This is a genomic window from Nonomuraea endophytica, from assembly GCF_014203235.1.
GTDB classification, from domain to species: Bacteria; Actinomycetota; Actinomycetes; order Streptosporangiales; family Streptosporangiaceae; genus Nonomuraea; species Nonomuraea endophytica.
This window is the reverse complement of the sequence record NZ_JACHIN010000007.1, coordinates 135432-159256: the sequence shown is the minus strand read 5'-3', so window position 1 is coordinate 159256 and position 23825 is coordinate 135432. Positions and strand designations below refer to the sequence as shown.

The following is a 23825-nucleotide window of genomic DNA, read 5'->3' as shown; positions in this document are numbered from 1 at the left end:
AGCGTGACTACCCTTAGCCACGAGGCGCACCGGTTCGACTGGCTGATCACCGACTTCGTGAGGAACACTCCCGGTGTCGCGCATGCCGTCGTCGTCTCCGCCGATGGGCTCTGCCTGGCCAGTTCGGAAGGCTTCCCGCCCGACCGCGCCGACCAGCTCGCCGCCGTGTCCGCCGGGCTGCTCAGCCTGACGGTGGGCGCCTCCCGGGTCTTCGAGGGCGGCGCCGTCACCCAGACGGTCGTGGAGATGCAGCGCGGGCTGCTGCTGGTCATGGCGATCAGCGACGGTTCCGTGCTCACCGTGCTGGCCGCCCCCGACTGCGACATGGGGCTGGTGGCCTACCAGATGACGCTGCTCGTCGACCGCGCCGGCCAGGCTCTCACGCCGTCCCTGCGCGCGGAACTCCAGGCAGCCAGGACGCGGTGATGCGATGAAATCGATGGGACAGGCCCGTGTATGGCAGTGACGGGGACGACGAGCCCCTGTTCCGCCCTTACGCGGTAACCGGCGGTCGCTCCGAACCGCGCTACCACCTGGCGATGGAGACCCTGGTGTCCTCCATGTCGATCCCTGATGACGAGTTGTCCCTGCTCACGCCCGAGCAGGATGCGATCATGCAACTCTGCCGCACCTTCCGGTCGGTCGCCGAGATCTCGGCCCTGCTCCGGGTTCCGCTCGGTGTGGCGCGCGTGCTGGTGGCGGACATGTCCGACGAAGGACTCGTCCGCCTCCACCAGCCACGTCTCGCCCAGGGACAGCCAGACCTCAACATGCTCGAAAGGGTGCTCAGTGGCCTACGACGCCTATGAACACAGTGCAGGCTCTAACGCAGGCCTCACATCCACGAAGATTGTGGTCGCGGGCGGCTTCGGCGTGGGCAAGACGACGTTCGTGGGAGCGGTGTCCGAGATCCTCCCGCTCACCACGGAAGCGGTCATGACGGACGCGTCCGCGGGCATCGACGACCTCGGCATGACACCGAACAAGCAGACCACCACGGTGGCGATGGACTTCGGCCGGCTCTCGCTCGACCGTGACCTCATCCTCTACCTGTTCGGCACGCCCGGTCAGCACCGCTTCTGGTTCATGTGGGACGACCTGGTGCGCGGGGCCATCGGCGCCGTCGTCCTGCTCGACACGCGGCGCCTGGCCGACAGCTTCCCCGCGATCGACTACTTCGAAGAGGCCAAGCTGCCCTTCGTCGTGGGCGTCAACGGGTGGGACGGGCAGTTCCCGCACGGCGAGGAGGAGGTGCGGGAGGCGCTGGCGCTGCCCTCGCACGTGCCGATCGTCCGCACGGACGCCCGGCACCGCGACTCGGTCAAGGCGACGCTCATCGCACTGGTGGAGCACGTCGTCCGCATCCGCGCCGCCCACGTCTGACCCTCATCCGGTACGGCCCGGCGGCCCCCTCCCCAGCGGAGCGGGGCCGCTTTCGCCGTCTCCAGGCTGCTTGGGCCGCTCGCGTTTTTCAGGCCGTGTGGCTCGCTCCCTAGGCCGACGCTTTTAAGACGTGCGTCGTTCGATCAGTGCCTCCACGCCGTCCAGCACGCGCTCCAGCCCGAACTCGAAGGCGTGCTCGGCGCTGTAGGCGCTGCCCAGCGCCTCCCCGGTGGCCTGTCCCACCCGCGCGGCCGTCGGGAAGCGGGCGGTGTCGCCGATGCGGGCCAGGAAGGGCGCGTGGGCGGCCCACCACTGCTCGTCGCTCATCCCGGTCCGCGACTCGGCCTGCGCGGCCTCCACCGCCCCTCTGGCGGTGCCGTGGACGAACCCGTTGACGAGCGTGAGCACCGCGTCCATCTCGACGTCGGTGAGCCCGATGCCGTCCAGCGCCCGCAGTTCGAAGTCGTACTTGGCGGTCACGTTGGGGCCCAGCACCGGCCGGGAGGTGGCGACCTGGAGCAGCCAGGGGTGGCGCAGGTAGAGCCGCCAGTTCTCCCTGGCGATGCGCGAGAGCCGTTCACGCCACCCGTCCGGAAGATCCTCGGGCCGCTCGACCTCCCCGTAGACGGTGTCGAGCATGACGTCGAGCAGCTCCGGCTTGCCTGGCACGTAGGTGTAGAGCGACATCGTCCCCACGCCCAGCTTCTCGGCGACCCGCCGCATGGACAGCGCCTGCAGTCCGTCGGCGTCGGCCACCTCGATCGCCGCGCGGACGATCCGCTCGACGCTGAGGTCCGGCTTGCCCTTACGGCTGACGCGGTCGCTGGTCCGCCAGAGCAGCGCGAGGCTGCGCGCCGGGTCGCCCTTCCCGGTGTACTCGATGGTCACGATCCGTACGGTACACCGTACGGCCGGGGGCGATCACGCCACGGTGGTGGAGAGCGCATGCTCGACCAGCGCGATGAGCGTGGACTTGACCGCGTCGCGGTGCCGGGCGTCCGTGCGGACGATCGGGACGTGCGGCGAGAGCGTGAGGGCTTCGCGCACCTCGTGCTCGACGTGCGGGAACTGGCCGTGCCATCCGTTGAGACCGATCACGAAGGGGATGTCGGCGTTCTCGAAGTAGTCGACGGCCGGGAAGCTGTCGGCCAGTCGGCGGCTGTCCACCAGCACGACGGCGCCGATCGCGCCCTTCACCAGGTCGTCCCACATGAACCAGAAGCGATGCTGGCCCGGGGTGCCGAACAGGTAGAGGATCAGCTCGCGGTCTAAGGAGAGCCGCCCGAAGTCCATGGCCACCGTGGTGGTCGACTTGCCGGGGATCAGCCCCAGGTCGTCGATGCCCGCGGAGGCATCCGTCATCACCGCTTCCGTCGTCAAAGGCATGATTTCCGATACCGACCCGACGAACGTGGTCTTCCCGACACCGAAACCACCGGCGACCACGATCTTGGTCGAGGTGAGGCCCGAGTTAGAGCCTGCGTAGTCCACTGAGCACCCTTTCCAGCAGGCTCCTGTCCGGCAGGCCTGCGTCCAACTGCGGCTGGTAGATCCGTACCAGCCCTTCCGCCTCCATGTCCGCGATCAGTACGCGGGCCACGCCGAGGGGGATGCTCAGCAATGCAGAGACCTCCGCCACCGACCTGACCTGGCGGCACAGCTCGCTGATGGCACGGTACTCCCGTGTGTAGGCCATGCCCAGCTGCGCCGAGGTCGCCGAGGAGACGAGCGCCTCCATCGCCAGGCCGCTGCGCGGAGCGGTACGCCCGCCGGTGACCGCATACATGCGTACCAGCGAGCTGCGCTCCGCCTCCGGCGGGCCGTCATGCCACGATGCCACAGTCGACTCCGATCACCAGGGGCGCGCTGCGGAGAGCTCGGCGCGTACGGCGGGCGTCAGCACCTGCCCCGCGCGCTCCACGAGGATGGTCATTTGGTAGGCGATAAGGCCCATGTCGCAGTCGGGTGCGGCCAGTACGGCCAGGCTGGAACCGTCGCTGATCGACATCGCGAGCAGGAGGCCGTGCTCCATCTCGACCAGTGTCTGGTTGACGCCGCCGCCCTCGAACACGCGGGCCGCGCCCGCGGTGAGGCTGATCAGGCCCGCCGTGATGGCGGCCAGCTGGTCGGCGCGGTCCTGCGGGAAGCCTCGCGAGAACGCCATCGGCAGACCGTCGGCGGAGACGACCACCGCGTGGGCCACACCGGGCACCTGTTCGACGAAGCCGGTGACCAGCCAGTTCACGTCCCTGGCCGCCTGGCTCAGATTTCTCATGGGTTCTCCTCAAGCTCGGAGCGCCCCTTACGGACGCCCTGCTGGTAGCTGGAGAGCCTGCTTCGCAGCCTGTCTGGCTCGACCGGCGGCAGGGGTGGCGGTGGGGCCGCCGGCGTGGCAGAGCCCGGAACAAGGTTCGCCCTTGGCGTGCGTTTCGGCAATCCCGAAGAGGTCGTACCCCCGTGTTCCGGCTCGCCGGCCGAGCGGGCGGCCTGCCACGCGGGGTCGGCGGGCGACTGCCAGTCGGTGCGCTGGTCGGGGGTGGGGGAGGACTTGGTGAACCAGCTCGACTCGTTCTCCACCGCCGCGAAGATCGGCAGGTACTCGTCGACCTTGGGGATGGGGCTGGTCATCTCGATCGACGGCGTGGCCGCGGAGAACCAGGAGCGCGGCTCGGGCTCGGGCAGCGGCACGTCGATCGACGGGTGCTGCGGCCTGGCGTCGTAGGAGGGCGGCCCCGAGTCGTAAGAAGGCGTGTGGGAGGGCGGGCCGTCGTAGGACGGGCGGGAGGGCGGGCCGTCGAAGGAGGGCGGCCCCCCGGCCTGCGGTCCTCCGGGCGGTCCCTGCAGCGGGCCTCCCGGCGGTCCTGACGCGTGCGGCGACTGCGGTCCCGTGGCGTGAGATCTGCCGGGCAGCAGGGAACCGACAGCCGGGCTGCCCATGGGCGGGTTCCCCATGGGCGCCGCCGGCCCGGGTCCGCCCTGCGTTCCTCCGGCGAACGGCGAGGCCGCCGGGTCGAAGGGTGAGGGCCCGGTGTTGAAGGGCGAGGAGCCCGTGTCGAACGGTGATCCGGTGTCGAAGGGGGAGGACGGAGAGGGTCCTGTGTCGAACGGCGGGGCGGGCGGCACGTCGAAGGAGTCGAACGGCGCCCCCGGCCCGACCGGCGCCACGTCGAAGGAGTCGAAGGCCTGCCCGCCAGGCTCGACCGCCTGCTCGGTCACCGCCGACAGCAGCGCCTCCGGTATCAGCACCATGGCGGTCAGCCCGCCGATGTCCTGGCGGCGCAGCTGGACCCGGATGTTGTGCCGCAGCGCCAGCCGCCCGACCACGAACAGGCCCATCCGCCGCGACACCGACACGTCCACGACGGGCGGGTTGGCCAGCCGCCAGTTGGCCTGACCCAGTTCCTCCGGGGTCATGCCGATGCCCTGGTCGGTGACCGACACCATCAGCCCGCCGCCGTCGATCCGGCTGCTGCTGATGATCACCTTGGTGTCGCGCGAGGAGAAGGAGACCGCGTTCTCCACCAGCTCGGCCAGCAGGTGCACCACGTCGCTGACGGCCTGTCCGGCGATCGCCGCCGCCGACTGCACCTGGATGCTGACCCGGTCGTAGCTCTCCACCTCGCCGAGCGCGGCCCGGACGATGTCGAGGAGCTCGACCGCCTCACTCCACTTGCGGGCCGCCTCCTGCCCGGCCAGGACCAGGAGGTTCTCGGAGTTGCGCCGCATGCGGGTGGCGAGGTGGTCGAGCTTGAAGAGGTCGCCGAGCCTGGTGTCGTCGCGTTCGCCGCGCTCCAGCCGTTCGATGAGGGTGAGCTGGCGTTCGACGAGCGTCTGCGACCTGCGGGAGAGGTTGACGAACATGGCGTTGACGTTGGAGCGCAGCCGCGCCTCGTCGCCGGCCAGCCGTACGGCTTCGCGGTGCACCTCGTCGAAGGCCCGCGCGACCTCGCCGACCTCGTCCTTGGAGAAGATGCCGATGGGCGGGATCTCGACGTCGGCGCCGCCGTCGCGGGACTCGCGCAGCCGCTGGACGAACTCCGGCAGCCGCCGCCCGGCGATCTCCAGGGCCTCGCCGCGCAGCCTGCGCAGGGGCCGTACCAGAGAGCGCGCGACGCCCGTGGTGATCAGCAGGACCGCGATGAGCAGGGCGAGCACGGCGCCGGCGATGAGGTAGGCGCGCTGGCGTTCGGCGGAGGTGAGCTGCTCGCTGCGGGTCACGATGCCCGCGGACTGGCGGCGTTCCACGGCGCGCATGGAGTCGACCATCACGCTGGCCGCCTCGTACCACTCGCGGGCGTCGTCGCGCTTGGCCAGGTCGAGGCCCTTGAGCGGCTGGTTGTTGGCGGCCCGGCTGAGCACGAGCTCGCGCAGGAACAGCATGCGCTCGGTGCCTGCCGCGTTGACGTTCTCGTCGAAGACGCGCCGCTCGTCGGCGGTGGCCTCGGCGGTGAAGGCCCGGCGTTCGTTGGTCTCGCGGGCCTGCTCGCCGAAGACGGCCTTGAGCTGTTCCTGCTCGAAGCGGCCGGCCTGCAGCGCGATGGTGATCCACGCCTGCTGCCGGGAGACGGCCTCCTTGGCCCTGGCCAGGGCGACGAGCAACTGCGACTGGCGGAACAGCTCGTCGTCGTCGGTGCCCTTGCTGAGCTCGTCGTGGACGGAGATCAGATCGCTGATGACGGTCGTGTAGAGCTCGATGGCCGGTCCGGGCAGCAGGTCGCCCTTGGTGGTCTGCTCGCGCAGGCCGGTCAGGTCGTCGAGCCGGGCGAGGGTGGCCTCAAGCTCGTCGGCGGTGCGGCCGGTGACCTCCCCGGTCAGACCCTCGGCGCTGGACTTGACGGTGGTGGCGGCGCTGCTGGTCTCGCGTACCTGCTGGGTGAGCGTCTCGACGCCGTTGTCGGGGCGGCCCCTGGCGATGAACCAGGCGGCGACGGCGCGCTCGCGGGCCACCTGGTGGGTGAGCTCGCTGATCTGGTCGGACAGGCGGGCGAGCTGGTTGGTGCGTTCGTAGTCGGCGGCGGCGCCGGTGGAGGCGAACATTTGCACGCCGCCGAGCAGGACTGCGGCGGCGGTGGGAATGAGGATCAACGAGACAAGCCGCGCCCGGACACGCCAATTGCGTAGCCGCCAGCCTCCCTCGTCGGCGGCTCTTGCCTGCCTTTCGCCTAACTGTGTGCTCACCGAACGCAACCTCTCGCCGCCCATATCGGCGTATATGGAAGGCCGTGCGGGCCCTTGGGAAATCCAGCAAGTGGGGGTAATTGGAACACATGCCGACTGTTGCGGCCAATCGAACATTACGCGCCAGAATTCGAGTGATGGGTCGCATGAGGCGAGAAGCTGGGGCTCCATCTTTCGGCCGGAAATAACCACGGAAGGTGGCGACTGTCCACGTATAGGCGATTGTCCCGTTCCAAGGCAGTAACGCGTGGGAAGCGCCCCGGTATCTGGACGGTCACGACGTTGTGATTTGCGCTATTCACCACATATGTTGGCCCCCGTCCTAGCTACCTACGGGAGGCAAAATGGGGCTTGCTCCCGAGAGCGCGGCCATCGAGGTCAAGGGTCTCTGGAAGATCTTCGGGTCCGCCGCCGAAAAGGTGCTGAACAGTGAAGACAAGCATCTCGAAGCCGCCCCTCTCCGCGAGAAGACCGGCTGCACGGCCGCCGTACGGGACGTGAGCTTCACGGTACGGCCCGGCGAGGTCTTCGTAGTTATGGGCCTGTCCGGAAGTGGCAAATCCACACTGGTCCGCTGTCTGACCCGATTGATCGAACCGAGCGCCGGCGAGATTTCCATCGGCGGCGAGGACATCGGCAAGGCGAGCCCCACGCGCCTGCGCGAGATCCGCCGCCACCGCGTCAGCATGGTCTTCCAGCACTTCGGGCTGCTGCCCCACCGCCGCGTCATCGACAATGTCGCCTACGGCCTGGAGGTCCAGGGCGCCACCAAGGCCGCCAGGCACGAGCGGGCCCGCGAGATCCTCTCCCTGGTCGGCCTCGACGGACACGGCGACGCCTACCCCGACCAGCTCTCCGGCGGCATGCAGCAGCGCGTCGGCCTGGCCCGCGCGCTCGCCGTCGACCCCGAGGTCATGCTCTTCGACGAGCCCTTCAGCGCCCTGGACCCGCTCATCCGCCGCGACATGCAGGCCGAGGTGATCAGGCTCCACCGCGAGGTCGGCAAGACCATGGTGTTCATCACCCACGACCTGTCCGAGGCGCTCAAGCTCGGTGAGCGCATCGCCATCATGCGCTCCGGCTCGATCGTGCAGCTCGGCACCCCAGAGGACCTGGTCGGCGCGCCCGCCGACGACTACGTGGCCGACTTCGTCCGCGACGTGCCGCGCAGCCACGTGCTGACGCTGCGCTGGATCGCCCGTCCGCCCGAGCCGGGCGAGGCGCTGGACGGCCCGGCCCTGCCCGCGGCGACCGTGGTCAAGGACGCCATCGAGGTCTCCTCGGGCTCCGGCCACCCGATCAGGGTCATGGACGGCGACGAGCTCGTCGGCGTCGTGGACCGGGTCGACATGCTCTCCTTCCTGGCCGGGCACGAGACGCCGGCCGTACGGGCCGGGGCATGAGCGCGACCGCGGTCGGGTCCCCGCCCCGCGTGAAGCTGCCGAGGTGGGCCGTGCCCGCAGCGGCGGCGGTCGCGTTCGCGGTGGGCTATGTCGTCTTCCGTGGAGTGGGAACGCTCCCACACGATGACGAGGCCGGCACGTTCGTCGCGCTCACCGACGCGCGCGAGTGGGTGGACGACAACAAGAACGCCAACCCGGTCTTCCTCTACTTCATCAACTACATCCGGCTGTTCATCGACGGCCTGTTCCAGACCTTCGAGACCGTGCTGCACGCGCTCGGCTGGCCGGGCCTGCTCGGCGTGATGGGTGGCATCGGCTGGCTGGCCGGCGGCTGGCGGATCGCGCTGCTGGGCGTGGCCGGGTTCGCCTCGTTCGGCGTGCTGGGCGTGTGGGAGCACAGCGTCGACACCCTCGCCCTGGTCGCCACCGCCGTGCTGCTGTCGCTGCTGGCCGGGCTGCCCCTGGGCGTGTGGGTGGGCCGCTCACCGCGGCTGCGCCGGGCGATCACGCCGGTGCTCGACTACATGCAGATCATGCCGACGTTCGCGTACCTGGCGCCGATGGTGTTGTTCTTCCAGATCGGCGCGCCCGCGGGCGTCGCGGCCACGATCATCTACGCGATCCCGCCCGCGATCCGCATCACCGCGCTGGCGATCGAGCAGGTCTCGCCCACCGCCGTCGAGGCCTCGGCCTCGCTCGGCGCCACCCGCTGGCAGACCCTCTTCAAGGTACGGCTGCCGCTGGCCCGCTCCACGATGACCCTCGCGATCAACCAGACGATCATGATGGCCCTGTCCATGGTCGTCATCGCCAACCTGATCGCCGCCCCCGGACTCGGCTCCGACATCATCAAGGGCCTGTCCAGGGAGAACGTCGGCATCATGCTCCCGGCCGGCCTGGCCATCGTGGTGATGGCCGTGGTGCTCGACCGCACCACGATGGCGGCGGCCCGGCAGCGGGCCCACGCGGGCCTGTCCCTGCTCAAGCTGGCCGTCGCCGCCGGGATCGCCGCCGTGGGCGTCGGGCTGGCGTACGCGCTGCCGCCGGAGTTCCCCAGCGCGCTGGAGCTGCAGATGGGCGGCCCGGTGAACGAGGCGGTGCGCTGGGCCGAGCGCACCTGGTACCCGGTCACCGACGCGCTCAAGGAGTTCACCACCCGGCTGCTGCTGAACCCGCTGGACGGGGTGCTCACCACCGCCCCCTGGTGGCTGATCGCCGCCGCCGTGCTCGCCTTCGCCTTCTGGGCCGCCGGGGTGCGCCCGGCGCTGACGGCGCTCGGCTGCCTGCTGGCGATCGCCCTGCTCGGGCTGTGGGAGCACAGCATGCAGACGCTGACCATGGTCTTCGTGGCGGTGACGGTCACGCTGGCGATCGGCCTGCTGCTCGGCATCGCCGCGGCCCGCTCGCCCCGCTTCTCGGCGGTCCAGCGCCCGCTGCTGGACGCCGCCCAGACGATGCCCTCGTTCGTCTACCTGCTGCCGGCGCTGGCGTTGTTCGGCGCGACCCGGTTCACCGCCATCTTCGCCTCGGTGATCTACGCGGTGCCGCCGGTCGTCCGGCTGGTGGAGGAAGGGCTGCGCGGGGTGCCGCCGACCGTGGTGGAGGCGGCGCTGTCGGCCGGGTCGACCCCCGGCCAGCTGCTGCGCAAGGTGCAGTTGCCGATGGCGCGCAAGTCCATCCTGCTCGCGGTCAACCAGGGCATCGTGATGACGCTGGCCATGGTGGTGCTCGGCGCCATGGTCGGGGGTGGCGCGCTCGGCTACGACGTCGTCTCGGGGTTCTCCCAGCGCACGGACTTCGGCATGGGCTTCGCCGCCGGAATCGCCATCGTGCTGCTGGGCATCATGCTCGACCGGATCACGCAGGGCGCCGACAGGCGTCCGTCCCCCCAAAAGAGGAAGCCGATATGAAGATTCGCCTGCTTGCAGGCCTTCTGACGCTTGGACTGGCCGTCGCGGGATGCGGCGGAGCCAAGGTGGAAGACAAGCCCAGCTCGGCCGCCGCGCCGTCGGGCTCGCAGAGCGCGGCGCCGGCCTCGGGCGGCGGCACCGTGAAGATCGCGATCAACCCGTGGGTGGGCTACGAGGCGAGCGCCAACGTGGTGGCCTACCTGCTGAAGAAAGAGCTCGGATACACGGTCGAACTGCCGGAGATCAAGGAGCAGCTCGCCTGGGAGGGCTTCGAGACCGGCGACGTCGACGTCATCATCGAGAACTGGGGCCACCCGGACCTCAAGAAGCAGTACATCGACGAGAAGAAGGTGGCCCAGACCGCCGGCTCGACCGGCAACAAGGGCGTCATCGGCTGGTACATCCCCAAGTGGATGGTCGACAAGTACCCCGGCATCACCGACTACAAGAACCTGAACAAGTACGCCGACCTGTTCAAGACCTCCGAGTCGGGTGACAAGGGCCAGCTGCTGTTCGGCGACCCGTCGTACGTGTCCAACGAGGACGCGCTGATCAAGAACCTCAAGCTCAACCTCAAGGTCGTCACCGGCGGCTCGGAGGCGGCCCTGATCAAGGGCGCCCAGCAGGCGCAGGAGCAGAAGAAGCCGCTGCTGTTCTACTTCTGGGACCCGCACTGGCTCTTCAGCAAGACGGAGCTGGCCAGGGTGAACCTGCCGCCGTACGCCGACGGTTGCGACGCCGACCCCAAGAAGGTGGCCTGCGACTACGCCGAGATGGACCTTGACAAGATCGTCAGCACGAAGTTCGCCACGTCCGGAGGCAAGGCCTTCGACCTGGTCAAGAACTTCACGTGGACCAACGAGGACCAGAACGCCGTGGCCGACGACATGACCAACAACGGCATGTCCGGCGAGGACGCGGCCAAGAAGTGGGTCGAGGCCAACACCGCCAAGTGGCAGGCCTGGATTCCCAAGTGACCCCCGGCAGGCCGCGGCCCTAGCGGGCCGCGGCCACGAGGACCTGTGATGCCAACCAAACCGCTCGCGGGACTGCTGGTCGCGGTCCTGCTGCTGTCCGCCTGCACCGGTGAGGAGCCCAAGGCCGCCCCCGGCACGCAGGGCACCGTGAAGATCGACATGCACGCCTGGGTCGGGTACGAGGCGACCGCGGGCGTGCTGGCCTATCTGCTGGAGCACGAGCTCGGCTACAAGGTGCAGACGCGAAAGATCACAGAGGACAAGTCGTGGCCCGATTTCGCCGCCGGCAAGGTGGACGTGATCGTCGAGAATTGGGGCCACCCCGCGGAGAAGAAGGAGTGGATCGAGGAGAAGAAGGCGGCAGTCCCCGCCGGTTTGACGGGGAACAAAGGGGTGATCGGATGGTATGTCCCTGAGTGGATGGTCAGGAAATATCCAGACATCACCAATTATAGAAATTTGAACAAGTACGCCGCGCTCTTCAAGACCACCAAGTCTGGAAATGTCGGACAGTTCTTGGCGGGCGACCCGACCTTCGTCACGAACGACGAGGCGATCATCCGCAACCTCGGCCTCAATTTCAAGGTCGTCTACTCCGGCAGTGAGGACGCGCTCATCAAGGCCGCGCAGCAGGCGACCGCCAAGAAGAGGCCGCTGCTGATGTATTTCTACGAACCCCAGTGGCTGTTCACCAAGATCAAACTCGTCAAGATCAACCTGCCCGCTTACGCTATCGGGTGCGACGCCGACACCGAGACGGTGACCTGCGACTACCCGCCCTACCTCCTGGACAAGATCGTCAGCGCGGACTTCGCCCGCACCGGCGGCAAGGCCTACGAACTGGTCCGCAACTTCAACTGGACCAACGACCACCAGAACAAGGTCGCCAGCGACATGGTCAACGAGAAGATGACCGCGGAGCAGGCCGCCAAGAAGTGGGTCGACGAGAACAAGATCGTGTGGAAGGACTGGATCCCCAGGTGAGCTTCGATTTCGTCATCGTGGGAGGGGGGTCGGCGGGCTGTGCGCTCGCCAACCGGCTCAGCGCCGACCCCTCGGTCAGCGTGCTGGTGCTGGAGGCGGGCCGGCCCGACTACCCGTGGGACGTGTTCATCCACATGCCGGCGGCGCTCATGTTCCCCATCGGCAGCCGCTTCTACGACTGGAAGTACGAGTCCGAGCCCGAGCCGCACATGAACGACCGCCGCGTCTACCACGCCCGCGGCAAGGTGCTCGGCGGCTCCAGCAGCATCAACGGCATGATCTTCCAGCGCGGCAACCCGCTGGACTACGAGCGCTGGGCGGCCGACCCGGGTATGAAGTCCTGGGACTACGCCCACTGCCTGCCGTACTTCAAGAAGATGGAGAACTGCCTCGCCGATCCCGGCGGCGAGTGGCGCGGCGGCGACGGCCCGCTCAAGCTGGAGCGGGGCCGCGCCGAGGGTCCGCTGTTCGAGGCGTTCTTCAAGGCGGTCCAGGAGGCCGGCCACCCGCTCACCGACGACGTGAACGGCTTCCGCCAGGAGGGTTTCGCCGCCTTCGACCGCAACCTCCACCGCGGCCGCCGCCTGAGCGCCGCCCGCGCCTACCTCCATCCGGTACGGCGCCGCCCCAACCTGACCAGCCGCACCCGCGCCTTCGTCGAGAAGGTCGTCTTCGAGGGCGCCAGGGCGGTCGGCGTCATCTGCGACGGCGAGCGGATCGCGGCCAAGGAGGTCGTCCTCTGCGGCGGCGCGATCAACACCCCGCAACTGCTCCAGGTCTCCGGCGTCGGCCCCAAGGCGGTGCTGGAGCAGGCCGGCGTGCCCGTCGTGCACGACCTGCCGGGCGTCGGCGAGCACCTGCAGGACCACCTGGAGGTCTACGTCCAGCACGCCTGCCTGAAGCCGGTCTCGATGCAGCCGTCGCTGGCCATGTGGCGCCGGCCGTTCATCGGCGCGAACTGGCTGTTCCTGCGGCGCGGGCCGGGCGCCACCAACCACTTCGAGGCCGGCGGCTTCATCCGCTCCAACGACGAGGTCGCCTACCCGAACCTGATGTTCCACTTCCTGCCGATCGCGGTCCGCTACGACGGCTCGGCCCCGGCCGGCGGGCACGGCTACCAGGTGCACATCGGCCCCATGTACTCCGACGCCCGCGGCTCGGTCCGCATCACCTCGACGGACGTCCGGGTCAAGCCGCAGCTCCGCTTCAACTACCTGTCCACCGACCAGGACCGCAGGGAGTGGGTGGAGGCGATCCGGCACGCCCGCGCCATCCTGGCCCAGCCCGCCTGGGACGGGCTGAACGGCGGCGAGATCTCCCCGGGGCCCGAGGTGGAGACCGACGAGCAGATACTCGACTGGGTGCGCAAGGACGGCGAGACCGCCCTCCACCCGTCGTGCACCGCCCGGATGGGCGTGGACGAGATGTCGGTCCTGGACCCGGAGACGATGCGCGTGCACGGGCTGGAGGGGCTGCGGGTGGTCGACGCCTCGGCGATGCCGTACGTGACGAACGGCAACATCTATGCTCCCGTCATGATGCTCGCCGAGAAGTCCGCCGACCTGATCCTCGGCAACACGCCGCTCGACCCCATCCCCACGACCTTCTACCGGCACCAGGGATAGGTTGCCAAGATCGGGGGAGGCGACATGGACGACAGGGACCTGCTGCACCTGCGGCGCTGCGTGGAGCTGGCGGCGCGGGCGCTGGAGAAGGGCGACCAGCCGTTCGGCTCCGTGCTGGTGTCAGGCCGGGGCGCGGTGCTGTTCGAGGACCACAACCACGTGGCGGGCGGCGACCACACCCGGCACCCGGAGTTCGAGATCGCCCGCTGGGCCGCGGCCAACATGACGCCGCAGGAGCGGGCGGCGGCCACCGTGTACACCTCGGGGGAGCACTGCCCGATGTGCGCGGCCGCCCACGGCTGGGTCGGGCTCGGCCGCATCGTGTACGCCGCATCGTCCGAGCAGCTGGGTGAGTGGCTCGGTGAGCTGGGGGTGCCCGCGCCGCCGGTCGCCACGCTGCCCATCCGCGCCGTCGTGCCCGACGCCGTGGTCGACGGCCCCGCTCCCGCGCTGACCGCCGAGATCCGCGCCCTGCACCGCCGCTTCCACACCGGCTGATCTCTGGTACGGCACGCGTCAGCCGTACCTGAGAAAGGCCGGCACGGTCAGGAGTTTCGGGCGGTCAGTTCGACCACCAGTGGGCGGCGACGAGTTCGGCGACCAGTGTCTCCGTGAGCAGGGCTACGTCCGGGTCGGTGTCGTGGGTGTAGCGGATGGAGGCCGCCGCGCCCGGCAGGTCGGCGCCGACGGCGAGCACCGTGGAGCCGCGCTGCTCCACCCACTCCATCGCCTGCGCGTCGTACGCGGAGCCGGGGAAGAGGATGGCGCGGTAGTCGAGGGTCTTGGTGAGGTACACGTCCACGTGCGACCAGTCGCCCGTCTCGCACGCGTCGGCCGGGCGGCGCGGACCCTCGCGGAACATCAGCGCCGACTGCTCCGCCGACGACAGGTGCTCGGCGGGGGCGATCGTGTAGACGCCGTGCGGGCCGTCCAGGAGCTCGATGGCGCGGGGGAGCCACTGCTCGCGCCGGTCCAGCAGGTCCGCGGTGGCCTCGGCCGCCTGCCACACGAGCCCGGCCACGCCGCGGTGGCCGCCGCTCAGCCGCGCCTCCAGGGCGAGCAGGAGCGCGAGCGTGTGCTGGAAGGTACGGCAGGCCACCCCGCCCAGCTCCTCGCCCGCCAGCATGTCCACGACCGCGTCGGCGCCCTCGGCCACCGCCGAGCCGATGTCGTTGGTGAGCGCGGCGACGAACGCCTGCCTGTCCCGGTAGCGGGCGACGGCGTCCAGGGTCTCCCTGCTGCCTCCGGTCGCCGAGATCGGCACCACGAGCGTGCCACGGGCCGCCGGGAACGAGGCCCGCGCGGAGGCGTACTCGGCCACCGCGTTCACCCCGGCCGCCCGCAGCCGCAGCGCCGCCACGCCCGCGGCGTAGCGGGAGCTTCCCATGCCCAGGAACACCACGCGCTCGACGTCGCCGGGGATCGCCGCGAACGGGTCGTCGGCCAGCGACTCCGCCAGCTTGGCCAGGGCCTCAGGCTTGGCTTCCAGGTCGGCCAGGAACAGCTCGGGGTTCACGCGGGGTCCTCTTTCTCGTCGTACCAGGTGTGCAGGACGCCCATCGGGGCGTAGCGCCAGCGGGGCAGGTGGCGGGCGGCGTAGATCAGCTCGCGGCACTCCTGCTCGACCTCGAACGGCCTGATCAGGGCGGGGTCGAGCAGGTCACAGGCGCCGGTGTAGGCGGTCAGCATCTCGCGTCTGGCCCGCCGTACCCAGTCGGCGGCCTTGTCAGCGGCGGTGCCGCGGCGTTTGATCGCCACCTGGGCGACGTGCTCCAGGCTCGTGGTCAGTTGTGCGACGTCCCTGGCCGCCGGCTGGTACGGCGCGGCGTCGGCCACCGTGGGGTTGCCGTCGAAGTCGATGACCGCGTAGCCGTCCCGCCAGCGCAGGATCTGTCCCACGTGCAGGTCGCCGTGGATCCTGATCCGCGGCCCGGTCGCCGGAGCGCCGAGCGGGGCCAGCTCGGCCCGCATCCGCCCGGCCTGTCCGGCCAGCCACGCGCCGTCCTCCCCGCCGGTCACCGCCAGCGCCTCCTCCAGAGCCCCCACCCCCCGAGCCAGCAGACCAGCGTCCTGGCCACTCTCGGAGCCACGGTCCGGCCCACTGAACGGGCCGCCGTCTGGGCCACTGTCCGGCCCGCTGAAAGCGCCGCTGTCCGGCCCGCCATCTGGGGCGCGCTCGGGGTCCGTGGGTTGGTCTGAGGGGGCGGGGAGGGTGGACAGGGCGGTGTGGAGGTTGGCGGCCAGGTGGCCGAGCGGTGTCGCGAAGGAGGTGTCGGATGAAGCGCAGGCGTCCACGCACCACTCCCAGCCGTCCCTGGCGTCCGGAAGGTAGCCCGTGACCAGGGCGAGCAGGAGCTCCGACTTGCCGTCGGAGCGTGTCAGAGCCGCGTAAGGGGGAGCGGTTTCGTTGAAGCCGGCATCAACGAGGTGGGCGAAGATCTCGGGCGTCGGGTGCGGGAGCGGAACGGGCGGCGTGAGCCATTTGACGACCACCGATTCGGCCACGACGACCGAGTGGTTGGTCATGTCCACGTGCTCGCCGAAGCCGCGTTCTGGCGCCACCCCGGTGCCCTGATCAGCTTCGCCGTACGACAGAGTGGGCAGCGGCTGGAAGCGGCGCACGGCGAACGGCGCCGGCGGTTCCGTCGCCAGCGCGGCGAGGAGCGCGGCGGTGAGGCCGTGATCCCGTTCGGTAAGGGGATTCTCACCCACAGAGAGCAATCGCTCCCATATTGAATCCGAGTTCAACAGGCAGACCAAACTTCCAGGTGGCAATGTCCGGAAAAGTCTTGCTCATGTTGATTTCTACTGCAACACTCCTCTCCTGGTCTGGCGTGCCTGGATGGTTGCGCGACCTCTTCCCCGAATTCCTGAAGGAGTAGCGACCGTGTTCCGTACCCGGTTCACCCGTCGTCTTCCGGCCGCCGTCGCGGTTGCCGGCCTCGCGCTCGCCGCCGCAGCGTGCGGCGGCGGTGGTGAGTCGACCAGCACGGGCGCAGAGGCCGCGCCCAGTGCCAGTGCGGCCCAGCTCAACGCCAACGCCGACCTGTCCAAGCAGTCGCTCCAGGTCACGGTCTGGGACGGTTACACGCCCAAGGAGCTACCCGACAAGGTCAAGCAGGACCTCAAGGTCTCCAACGTCAAGATCAACCTGCACGACACCAACGAGACGGCCATGAAGAAGCTGGCCGTCCCCGGTGACAGCGGCATCGACGTGGCGTTCGTGTCGGGTCAGTACGCGCAGGCGCTGTGGGAGCAGGGGCTTCTGGAGCCGATCCACCCCGAGCTGATCCCGAACCTGAGCAACCTCTACCCCGAGGCCACCCAGCTGTCCTACGACAAGGGCAACAAGTACTCCGTGCCCTACACCTGGGGCACCACGGGCATCTGCTACCGCTCCGACCTGGTGAAGGCCGAGCCCACCAGCTGGAACGACATCCTCAAGCCGCCGGCCTGGGCGCAGAAGAAGGTCACGATGATGACCACCGAGCGCTGGCTGGCCCTGCCCGCCCTCAAGGCGCTCGGCTACTCGGTCAACACCGACAAGGACGACGAGATCGCCAAGGCCAAGGAGCTGCTCGTCGCCGCCAAGCAGAACCTGCTCGGCTACGACGACACCACCTTCGGCGACAAGCTCAAGTCCGGCGAGGCCGTGATGGTCGAGGCGTGGGACGGCTGGTGCCCGACCACCGACCCGAAGAAGAACATCAAGTTCGTGGTCCCGAAGGAGGGCAGCGACCTCTGGGTGGACACCATGGTGATCATGAAGTCCTCCAAGAACAAGGAGGCCGCGCACGCCCTGATCAACTACATCCTGGACCCGAAGATCCACGGCTGGGCCGCCGAGAACATCAACTACAAGGTCCCGAACAAGGCCGCCATGGACGCCGTGAAGGTGCCCGAGGGCTCGCTGCTGGGCATCAAGCCCGCCGAGCTGCTCAACGGCGAGTCCATCCGTGACCTGGGCGAGGCGTCGACGAAGTACACCCGCCTGTCGACCGAGGTTCAGGCGCAGTAAGCCGACGTGACCAGCCAGACCAAGACCCGGCCGGCGTCCCCCGCACGGGGGCGCCGGTTCGCGGCGTTCGCTTTCCTGTCGCCGGGACTGACCTACCTGATCGTGCTGCTGCTGGTGCCGCTGGCGCTGGTGCTGAGCGCCGCGTTCTTCCGGCGGGGCCGGTTCGGCGGCATCATCTACGAGTTCACCACCGAGAACTTCACCCGGCTGATCGATCCGCTGTACCTGAGCGTGCTCGGCAACTCGCTGAAGATCGCCGGGATCACCACGCTGCTCGCGCTGCTGATCGGCTACCCCACGGCGTACTTCATCGCCCAGCTCCCGCGTAACTGGAAGACCATCGCGCTGGTGGCCATCGTGCTGCCGTTCTGGACGAACTTCATCATCCGCATCTACGCGTGGATCATGCTGCTGAGCGGTCCCGGCATCGTGAACTCGGTGCTCGGCACCCAGCTGGAGCTGCTCTACAAGGACGGCGCCATCGTCGTCGGCCTGCTCTACTCCTACCTGCCGCTGATGGTGCTGCCGTTGTACGCGGCGATCGAGCGGCTCGACCCGCAGCTGCGCGAGGCCTCGGCCAACCTGGGCGCCTCCGCCTTCACCACCTTCCGCAAGGTGACCCTGCCGCTGACGATCCCGGGTGTGCTGACCGGCTGCCTGTTCGTGTTCGTGCCGAGCTTCGGCAACTTCGTCATCCCCGACCTGCTCGGCGGCGGCAAGTCCATCATGGTCGGCAACCTGATCAGGACGCAGTTCCTGCAGGCGCGCGACGAGCCCTTCGGCGCCACGCTGACGCTCGCGCTGATCGCCGTGCTGATCGTGCTGCTCATGGTGCAGTCCTGGGCGGCCCGCCGTGCGTAGGCCGAAGCTTCTCCACGTCCCGTTCTGGGCGACGATCGTCTTCCTCTACCTGCCGATCGCGGTCCTGGTCGCGATGTCGTTCAACGCCGGTGAGTCGGCCTACACCTTCGAGGGCTTCAGCCTGAAGTGGTACGGCGAGCTGCTCGCCGACGAACGGGTCATCTCGGGCCTGGTCAACACGCTGATCGTGGCGGTGAGCTCGACCGCGATCGCCACCGTCCTCGGCACCCTGCTGGCCGTCGGCCTGGCCCGCTACACGCGCTCCAAGATCTTGGACGCGGTGGCCCTGATGCCGGCCGTCCTGCCCGACCTGGTGCTCGGGATCGGGCTGCTGATGTTGTTCATCACGCTCAACCAGACGCTCGGCCACCACTCGGTGATCCTGGCGCACGCGGTGTTCTCGACCGCGTTCGTGGCGGCGGTCGTGCGCACCAGGCTCACCGGCGCCGACACCTCGCTGGAAGAGGCCAGCCGCGACCTGGGCGCCGGCCCGGTGACCACCTTCGTGAAGGTCACGCTGCCGCAGCTCACGCCCGGCATCATCGCCGGGGCGCTGCTGGCGTTCACGCTCTCGCTGGACGAGTTCGTCATCGCCTTCTTCACGATCGGCAACGCCGACCCGACGCTGCCGATCGTCATCTACTCAATGATCCGATTCGGGGTGACCCCGGAGATCAACGCCCTGGCCTCGATCCTGCTGCTGGTGAGCTTCACCGCGGTGATCGCGGGGCAGCGGCTGACGAAGATCGGGGAGTCCCGTGCTCAAGATTGACGGCATCACGCGCAGGTTCGGCGACGTCACCGCGCTCGACGGGGTCTCGCTGGAGATCGGCCAGGGCGAGTTCTTCGCGCTGCTCGGCCCCTCGGGCTGCGGCAAGACGACGCTCCTGCGCATCCTGGCCGGTTTCGAGACGCCCGACGGCGGCTCGGTCTCGCTCGACGGCGCCGACCTGCTCACGCTGGCGCCCAACAAGCGGCCGATCAACCTCATGTTCCAGTCGTACGCGCTGTTCCCGCACATGAGCGTCGCCAAGAACGTCGCCTACGGCCTGGAGCGCGAGAAGCTGCCCCGGGGCGAGGTCAAGAAGCGCGTCGGCGAGGTGCTGGAGACCGTCGGCCTGTCCACCCAGGCGAACAGGAAACCGCAGCAGCTGTCCGGCGGCCAGCGTCAGCGCGTCGCCCTGGCCAGGGCCATCGTCAAGCGCCCCAGGCTGCTCCTGCTCGACGAGCCGCTGTCGGCGCTGGACAAGAAGGTCCGCGCCGACATGCAGCTGGAGCTCAAGCGGCTGCAGCACGAGGTCGGCATCACCTTCGTGGTCGTCACCCACGACCAGGAGGAGGCCATGTCGCTGGCCGACCGCATCGCGGTCTTCGACACCGGCCGGGTGCGCCAGGTGGACCGCCCCGTCGAGCTGTACGAGCGGCCCCGCTCCCGCTTCGTCGCCGACTTCGTCGGCGCCAACAACCTCTTCGCCGGTACGGCCGGCCCCGACGGCACCCTGCGCACCGAGAACTTCGGCACCCTGCGCGGCACGGCCGTCGAGCAGGTGCCGGAAGGGGCGGCGGCGCTGCTGGCCGTACGCCCGGAGAAGCTGGAACTGACCGGGGACGGCCCGCTCACGGGCACCGTGCTGGACGTCAGCTTCTACGGCGGCGTCTCGCACATCTCCGTCGAGGTGCCCGGCCAGGCCAAGCCCGTGCTCGTGGCCGTGCAGGGCGCAAGCGCGGTCAAGCCCGGCGCCGAGGTCGGGCTGCAGTGGGGGGAGCGGGACGCGGTCCTGCTCCCGGCGGTTCAATGAGCGAGGTCGTTGCCGGTCGCCGCGCGGGCGTAGGAGAGGATCAGCTCCACCGCCTCCGCCGGGCCGATCACCGGGTGCCTGGCGGTGATGCGGTAGCCGTAGGCGTCCTCCAGGGCCACCAGGTTGCGCGAGATCGTCAGCGCGTCCGCGCTCAGCTTGAACACGCCGAGCGCGGCCCCGGTGTCCAGGATCGACTGGTACATCGACACCTGGCGGTCGTAGAGCGAGGTGAGCAGCACGCCGTACATCCGGTTGCGGCCCGCGGCCCCGCCGAGTTCGTTGAGCAGGCGCACGTCCGGGTCGAGCGGTCCGGTCGGCAGCCCGGAGCGGATCGTCATGACCAGCTTCTCCACCGGGTCCATGACGGCGGCGATCTGCCGCAGGCGCTGCTCGTAGAAGCGCTCCATGCCCGCGTGCTGGGCCTCGACGAGCAGCTCGTTGAGGTCGGGGTAGTGGTAAAGCACGGCGCCGGAGGTCAGACCGGCCTCCTCGGCCACGTGCGAGAGCTGCACTCCGTCGACGCCATGCCGGATGATGGCTCGGCGCGCCGCCTCGATCAGATCGATCCGGCGATCCGTGCGACTCTTGCGCTGGGCCACGCCCACCCCCGATGCACCATGGTTCAGCAAATCCGTCACCATAGTGCCGCGAAGTTGACCTTTACGCTAGATCAGCATTTGAATTCCCGTTCAGATTGACGTTTCCCCCCGGAGTGACCACATGGCTCTCACCATCCTGTTCATGCCCGAGAGCGCGTACGGGCCGACGAACAACAGCATCGGCATCGGCGACATCCTGCGCCGCCGCGGACACCGGGTCGTCTTCGCGGCCGAGGCGTCGTGGAAGGGCAAGCTCGAAACGCTCGGCTTCGAGGAGGACCTGGTCGACCTGGCACCCCCGGCGGAGGACGCCGAGGAGCAGGACCCCGGCCAGTTCTGGAAGGACTTCATCCGCGAGACCGCGCCGGAATACCGCAAGACCACGCTGGAGCAGCTCGCGACCGTCACCAAGCCGATCTGGGACTCCCTCATCGACGGTGTCAAGTACTGCGAGCCGCAGCTCAAGGCCATCATCGAGCGCGTGAACCCCGACGTCATCGTCGAGGACAACGTGATCACGTTCCCGGCGCTGCTGACCGCGGGCAAGAAGTTCGCCCGCATCGTGTCGTGCAACCCGCTGGAGGTGCGCGGCGAGAACATCGCGCCGGTCTTCTCCGGCCTGCCCGCCGACGACCGCGCCGACTGGGCCGCCTTCCGCGCCGAGTACGAGCGCACCCACCGCGAGATCTGGACCGCCTTCAACGCCTGGTGCGTCGAGCAGGGCACGGACCCGCTGCCCGACCTCGACTTCATCCACGAGGGCGACCTGAACCTCTACGTGTACCCCGAGGTCCTCGACTACACCAACGCCCGCCCGCTGGGCCCGACGTGGCACCGGCTCGACTCGTCGGTACGTGAGACCGAGGAGGCCTTCGAGCTGCCCTTCCAGCGGGGCGAGGGCGCGCTGGTCTACTTCTCGCTGGGCTCGCTCGGCTCCTCCGACGTGGAGCTCATGCAGCGGGTGATCGACGTGCTGGGCACCACCCCGCACCAGTTCATCGTCTCCAAGGGCCCGCTGCACGAGGAGATCAAGCTGGCCGACAACATGTACGGCGCGGAGTTCCTGCCCCAGACGAAGATCATCCCGCTCTGCGACCTGGTGATCACCCACGGCGGCAACAACACCACCGTCGAGGCCCTGCACTTCGGCAAGCCGATGATCCTGCTGCCGCTGTTCTGGGACCAGTACGACAACGCCCAGCGCGTGGACGAGCTCGGCTACGGCGTGCGGCTGTCGACCTACACCTTCACCGACGAGGAGCTGAAGGGTGCCCTGGAGCGCCTGCTCGGCGACGCTGAGCTGCGCGCCGAACTCGCCGCCACCGGCGAGGAGATCCGCGAGCGCGACGGCCTGCGCAAGGCCGCCGACCTCATCGAGCAGCTCGGCCTGAAGTAATCCGCCGGTACGGCTCGCACCGCCGGGCCGTACCGGGTCATCCAAGGAAAGAACCCCATGCGCCAACTGATCAACCCGGCCACCGGGCAGCCCTTCGCCGATGTTCCCGACACTCCGGTGGGGGAGGTGGCGGTAGCCGTACGAAAGGCCCGGCGGGCTTTTGAGGAGTGGTCGCAGACCACTCCGGCCGAGCGGGCGCGGCTGCTGCTGCGCCTGGCCGACCTCGTGGAGGCCGACGCCGAGGAGCTGACCAGGCTGGAGGTCGAGGAGACGGGCAAGCCGGCCGCGGTCTTCCGCGACGGCGAGCTGCCGTTCGCCGTCGACAACCTGCGCTTCTTCGCCGGCGCCGCCCGCTCGCTGGACGGCACCGGGGCCGGTGTGCTCAGCGCCGGGTACACCTCGGTGCTGCTGCGCCGCCCCGTCGGGGTGGTCGGGTCGATCGCGCCGTGGAACTTTCCGTTCATCATGGCCGTCTGGAAGGTGGGGCCTGCGGTCGCGGCTGGAAACGCGGTCGTCATCAAGCCCGCGCCGCAGACCCCTCGCTCCACGCTGCGGCTCGCCGAGCTGTTCGCGCGGGCCGGGGCGCCCGAGGGGCTCGTGCAGGTGGTGCTCGGCGACGGGGCCGTGGGCGAGGCGCTGGTGACCGACCCGGGCGTGGACATGGTCAGCGTGACGGGCTCCACCGAGACCGGCCGCGCGGTCATGACCGGCGCGGCGCGCACGCTCAAGCGGGTCCACCTGGAGCTCGGCGGCAAGGCCCCGGCCCTGGTGTTCGAGGACGCCGACCTGGAGGAGGCGGCGCGCGGCGTGGCCATGGGCGCCACCTACAACACCGGCCAGGACTGCACCGCCGCCACACGCGTCTACGTCGCCAGGACGGTCTTCGACGACACGGTCGAGGCTCTGCGGGCGACCCTCGCCAAGATCACCGTAGGCGACCCCTGGGACGCGGCCACGGACATCGGGCCGCTCGTCTCGGCGGCCCATCGCGAGCGGGTGCACGGCTTCGTCGAGCGGGCGGGCGCTCAGGTGGTGCACGGCGGAGCCCCGATCGACGGCCCCGGCTTCTACTACCCGCCGACGCTCGTCGCCGGCGTGGCGCAGGACAGCGAAATCGTCCAAGGTGAACTTTTCGGTCCAGTTCTTGTGGTGCTTCCGTTCGACCACGAGGACGACGCGGTACGGCTGGCCAACGACACCCGCTACGGCCTGGCCTCATCGGTCTGGTCGCGGGACGTGGCGCGGGCCATGAGGGTGTCGCATCGCCTGGATGTAGGTGTGACCTGGGTAAACGACCATCTTCCGATCGCCAGCGAGGCCCCGCACGGCGGCGTCAAGGGCAGCGGATTCGGCAAGGACATGAGCCAGGAGGCCGTTCAGGAGTACTCGGTGACCCGTCACCTGATGATCAAACACGCTGCCCCGGCCAAGCGGGACTCCTTCCGGCCGGCCTGAAAGCTGACGGCGAAACCGACCGAAATGACACGTTTGGTCGCTTTTGATGGGATATGCACGGTTGGCCGATCTGGTACGGGTTGTGTTCCAATTACCCACGCCCGCGGAATCCCATGCGCCGCACGCGTGTCAGATTTTTCGAGCACGTAGCGCGAGAGGTAGCGAGAGTCAGTGAGGACGGAAAACCCCCGGCACGCGACGCCAGGGGAGTACACAGGCGGACGGTTCCGGCTGGCT

At 69.2% G+C, this 23825-nt stretch carries 23 protein-coding genes; 15 read left to right on the top strand and 8 right to left on the bottom strand.

All coding sequences use genetic code 11. The features are described from left to right. Positions 1-3: 3 nt before the first annotated feature. The 3 genes from HNR40_RS25840 to HNR40_RS25830 are packed head-to-tail and all read left to right on the top strand — an operon-like array spanning position 4 to position 1383. Positions 4-426, top strand: coding sequence for a roadblock/LC7 domain-containing protein (locus tag HNR40_RS25840; protein WP_184965631.1), 423 nt, complete (start codon positions 4-6; stop codon positions 424-426). Positions 427-452: 26 nt separating this feature from the next. Beyond that, positions 453-809, top strand: a complete 357-nt coding sequence (locus tag HNR40_RS25835; protein ID WP_184965629.1) for a DUF742 domain-containing protein — start codon at positions 453-455, stop codon at positions 807-809. A gap of 40 nt (positions 810-849) precedes the next feature. Continuing rightward, positions 850-1383, top strand: a complete 534-nt coding sequence (locus tag HNR40_RS25830) for a GTP-binding protein (protein ID WP_312896532.1) — start codon at positions 850-852, stop codon at positions 1381-1383. Positions 1384-1506: 123 nt separating this feature from the next. Here HNR40_RS25830 and HNR40_RS25825 read toward each other — a convergent pair whose 3' ends face one another. The 5 genes from HNR40_RS25825 to HNR40_RS56490 form a co-directional block, all read right to left on the bottom strand. After that, the gene (locus HNR40_RS25825; RefSeq protein ID WP_184965625.1) at positions 1507-2271 is read right to left on the bottom strand and encodes a TetR/AcrR family transcriptional regulator; all 765 of its coding nucleotides are present in this window, start codon (positions 2269-2271) and stop codon (positions 1507-1509) included. A 33-nt stretch (positions 2272-2304) separates the two neighbouring features. After that, positions 2305-2874: a GTP-binding protein gene (locus tag HNR40_RS25820; protein WP_184965624.1), complete on the bottom strand. Its 570-nt coding sequence runs from the start codon at positions 2872-2874 to the stop codon at positions 2305-2307. Continuing rightward, the gene (locus HNR40_RS25815) at positions 2855-3169 is read right to left on the bottom strand and encodes a DUF742 domain-containing protein (RefSeq protein WP_221340875.1); all 315 of its coding nucleotides are present in this window, start codon (positions 3167-3169) and stop codon (positions 2855-2857) included. Before HNR40_RS25815 ends, HNR40_RS25820 begins: the two co-directional genes overlap by 20 nt. A gap of 66 nt (positions 3170-3235) precedes the next feature. Then, complete coding sequence (locus HNR40_RS25810; RefSeq protein WP_184965622.1) at positions 3236-3658, bottom strand: roadblock/LC7 domain-containing protein; 423 nt, start codon at positions 3656-3658, stop codon at positions 3236-3238. Further along, positions 3655-6468 carry a sensor histidine kinase gene (locus HNR40_RS56490; protein ID WP_281395496.1) on the bottom strand — a complete coding sequence of 938 codons (2814 nt, stop codon included), beginning with the start codon at positions 6466-6468 and terminating at the stop codon, positions 3655-3657. The genes HNR40_RS25810 and HNR40_RS56490 overlap by 4 nt, the downstream gene beginning before the upstream one ends. Positions 6469-6905: 437 nt before the next feature. Between HNR40_RS56490 and HNR40_RS25800 the strand changes: the two genes are divergently transcribed. The 6 genes from HNR40_RS25800 to HNR40_RS25775 all read left to right on the top strand — a co-directional run bounded on the left by HNR40_RS25800 (position 6906) and on the right by HNR40_RS25775 (position 13958). Further along, positions 6906-7964: a quaternary amine ABC transporter ATP-binding protein gene (locus HNR40_RS25800; RefSeq protein ID WP_184965621.1), complete on the top strand. Its 1059-nt coding sequence runs from the start codon at positions 6906-6908 to the stop codon at positions 7962-7964. Beyond that, positions 7961-9874, top strand: coding sequence for an ABC transporter permease (locus HNR40_RS25795; protein ID WP_184965620.1), 1914 nt, complete (start codon positions 7961-7963; stop codon positions 9872-9874). Before HNR40_RS25800 ends, HNR40_RS25795 begins: the two co-directional genes overlap by 4 nt. Before the next feature lie 65 nt (positions 9875-9939). Continuing rightward, a complete protein-coding gene (locus HNR40_RS25790; protein ID WP_312896509.1) occupies positions 9940-10851 on the top strand; it encodes an ABC transporter substrate-binding protein in 912 nt (303 codons plus the stop codon). A 48-nt stretch (positions 10852-10899) separates the two neighbouring features. After that, positions 10900-11835 carry an ABC transporter substrate-binding protein gene (locus HNR40_RS25785; protein WP_184965618.1) on the top strand — a complete coding sequence of 312 codons (936 nt, stop codon included), beginning with the start codon at positions 10900-10902 and terminating at the stop codon, positions 11833-11835. After that, complete coding sequence (gene betA, locus HNR40_RS25780) at positions 11832-13460, top strand: choline dehydrogenase (protein WP_312896508.1); 1629 nt, start codon at positions 11832-11834, stop codon at positions 13458-13460. The genes HNR40_RS25785 and betA overlap by 4 nt, the downstream gene beginning before the upstream one ends. A gap of 24 nt (positions 13461-13484) precedes the next feature. Beyond that, the gene (locus HNR40_RS25775; RefSeq protein ID WP_184965616.1) at positions 13485-13958 is read left to right on the top strand and encodes a nucleoside deaminase; all 474 of its coding nucleotides are present in this window, start codon (positions 13485-13487) and stop codon (positions 13956-13958) included. A gap of 64 nt (positions 13959-14022) precedes the next feature. On the opposite strand, the gene HNR40_RS25770 is transcribed toward HNR40_RS25775, so the two are convergent. Beyond that, positions 14023-14976 (bottom strand): SIS domain-containing protein, encoded by a 954-nt coding sequence (locus tag HNR40_RS25770; RefSeq protein ID WP_184965614.1) that lies wholly within the window; start codon positions 14974-14976, stop codon positions 14023-14025. Continuing rightward, positions 14973-16172, bottom strand: a complete 1200-nt coding sequence (locus HNR40_RS25765) for a hypothetical protein (RefSeq protein WP_184965612.1) — start codon at positions 16170-16172, stop codon at positions 14973-14975. Before HNR40_RS25765 ends, HNR40_RS25770 begins: the two co-directional genes overlap by 4 nt. Positions 16173-16347: 175 nt before the next feature. Here HNR40_RS25765 and HNR40_RS25760 point away from each other — a divergent pair, with 175 nt between their 5' ends. From HNR40_RS25760 to HNR40_RS57365, 4 genes are read left to right on the top strand one after another with little or no spacing between them, the layout of a single operon-like run. Next, a complete protein-coding gene (locus HNR40_RS25760; protein ID WP_184965610.1) occupies positions 16348-17478 on the top strand; it encodes a polyamine ABC transporter substrate-binding protein in 1131 nt (376 codons plus the stop codon). Positions 17479-17484: 6 nt separating this feature from the next. Beyond that, entirely contained in the window at positions 17485-18339 is an 855-nt protein-coding gene (locus HNR40_RS25755; protein ID WP_312896507.1) for an ABC transporter permease, read from the top strand. After that, entirely contained in the window at positions 18332-19111 is a 780-nt protein-coding gene (locus HNR40_RS25750) for an ABC transporter permease (RefSeq protein WP_184965608.1), read from the top strand. Before HNR40_RS25755 ends, HNR40_RS25750 begins: the two co-directional genes overlap by 8 nt. Further along, a complete protein-coding gene (locus HNR40_RS57365; RefSeq protein ID WP_184965606.1) occupies positions 19098-20138 on the top strand; it encodes an ABC transporter ATP-binding protein in 1041 nt (346 codons plus the stop codon). The genes HNR40_RS25750 and HNR40_RS57365 overlap by 14 nt, the downstream gene beginning before the upstream one ends. Here the strand turns inward: HNR40_RS57365 and HNR40_RS25740 are convergent. Beyond that, positions 20132-20767, bottom strand: coding sequence for a TetR/AcrR family transcriptional regulator (locus tag HNR40_RS25740; RefSeq protein ID WP_246509484.1), 636 nt, complete (start codon positions 20765-20767; stop codon positions 20132-20134). The two genes, HNR40_RS57365 and HNR40_RS25740, sit on opposite strands and share 7 nt — an antisense overlap. A gap of 91 nt (positions 20768-20858) precedes the next feature. Between HNR40_RS25740 and HNR40_RS25735 the strand changes: the two genes are divergently transcribed. Together HNR40_RS25735 and HNR40_RS25730 are read left to right on the top strand one after the other, a co-directional pair. After that, a complete protein-coding gene (locus HNR40_RS25735; RefSeq protein WP_184965603.1) occupies positions 20859-22133 on the top strand; it encodes a glycosyltransferase in 1275 nt (424 codons plus the stop codon). A 39-nt stretch (positions 22134-22172) separates the two neighbouring features. After that, positions 22173-23588 carry an aminobutyraldehyde dehydrogenase gene (locus tag HNR40_RS25730; RefSeq protein ID WP_312896531.1) on the top strand — a complete coding sequence of 472 codons (1416 nt, stop codon included), beginning with the start codon at positions 22173-22175 and terminating at the stop codon, positions 23586-23588. The last annotated feature ends 237 nt before the right edge of the window (positions 23589-23825 follow it).

What these genes read in the sequence shown, in the direction of transcription:
- HNR40_RS25800 (WP_184965621.1), top strand. Translation starts at nt 6,906, where the DNA reads ATGGGGCTTGCTCCCGAGAGCGCGGCCATCGAGGTCAAGGGTCTCTGG.
- HNR40_RS25735 (WP_184965603.1), top strand. Translation starts at nt 20,859, where the DNA reads ATGGCTCTCACCATCCTGTTCATGCCCGAGAGCGCGTACGGGCCGACG.
- HNR40_RS25775 (WP_184965616.1), top strand. Translation starts at nt 13,485, where the DNA reads ATGGACGACAGGGACCTGCTGCACCTGCGGCGCTGCGTGGAGCTGGCG.
- HNR40_RS25815 (WP_221340875.1), bottom strand. Translation starts at nt 3,169, where the DNA reads ATGTATGCGGTCACCGGCGGGCGTACCGCTCCGCGCAGCGGCCTGGCG.
- HNR40_RS25785 (WP_184965618.1), top strand. Translation starts at nt 10,900, where the DNA reads ATGCCAACCAAACCGCTCGCGGGACTGCTGGTCGCGGTCCTGCTGCTG.
- HNR40_RS25795 (WP_184965620.1), top strand. Translation starts at nt 7,961, where the DNA reads ATGAGCGCGACCGCGGTCGGGTCCCCGCCCCGCGTGAAGCTGCCGAGG.
- HNR40_RS25810 (WP_184965622.1), bottom strand. Translation starts at nt 3,658, where the DNA reads ATGAGAAATCTGAGCCAGGCGGCCAGGGACGTGAACTGGCTGGTCACC.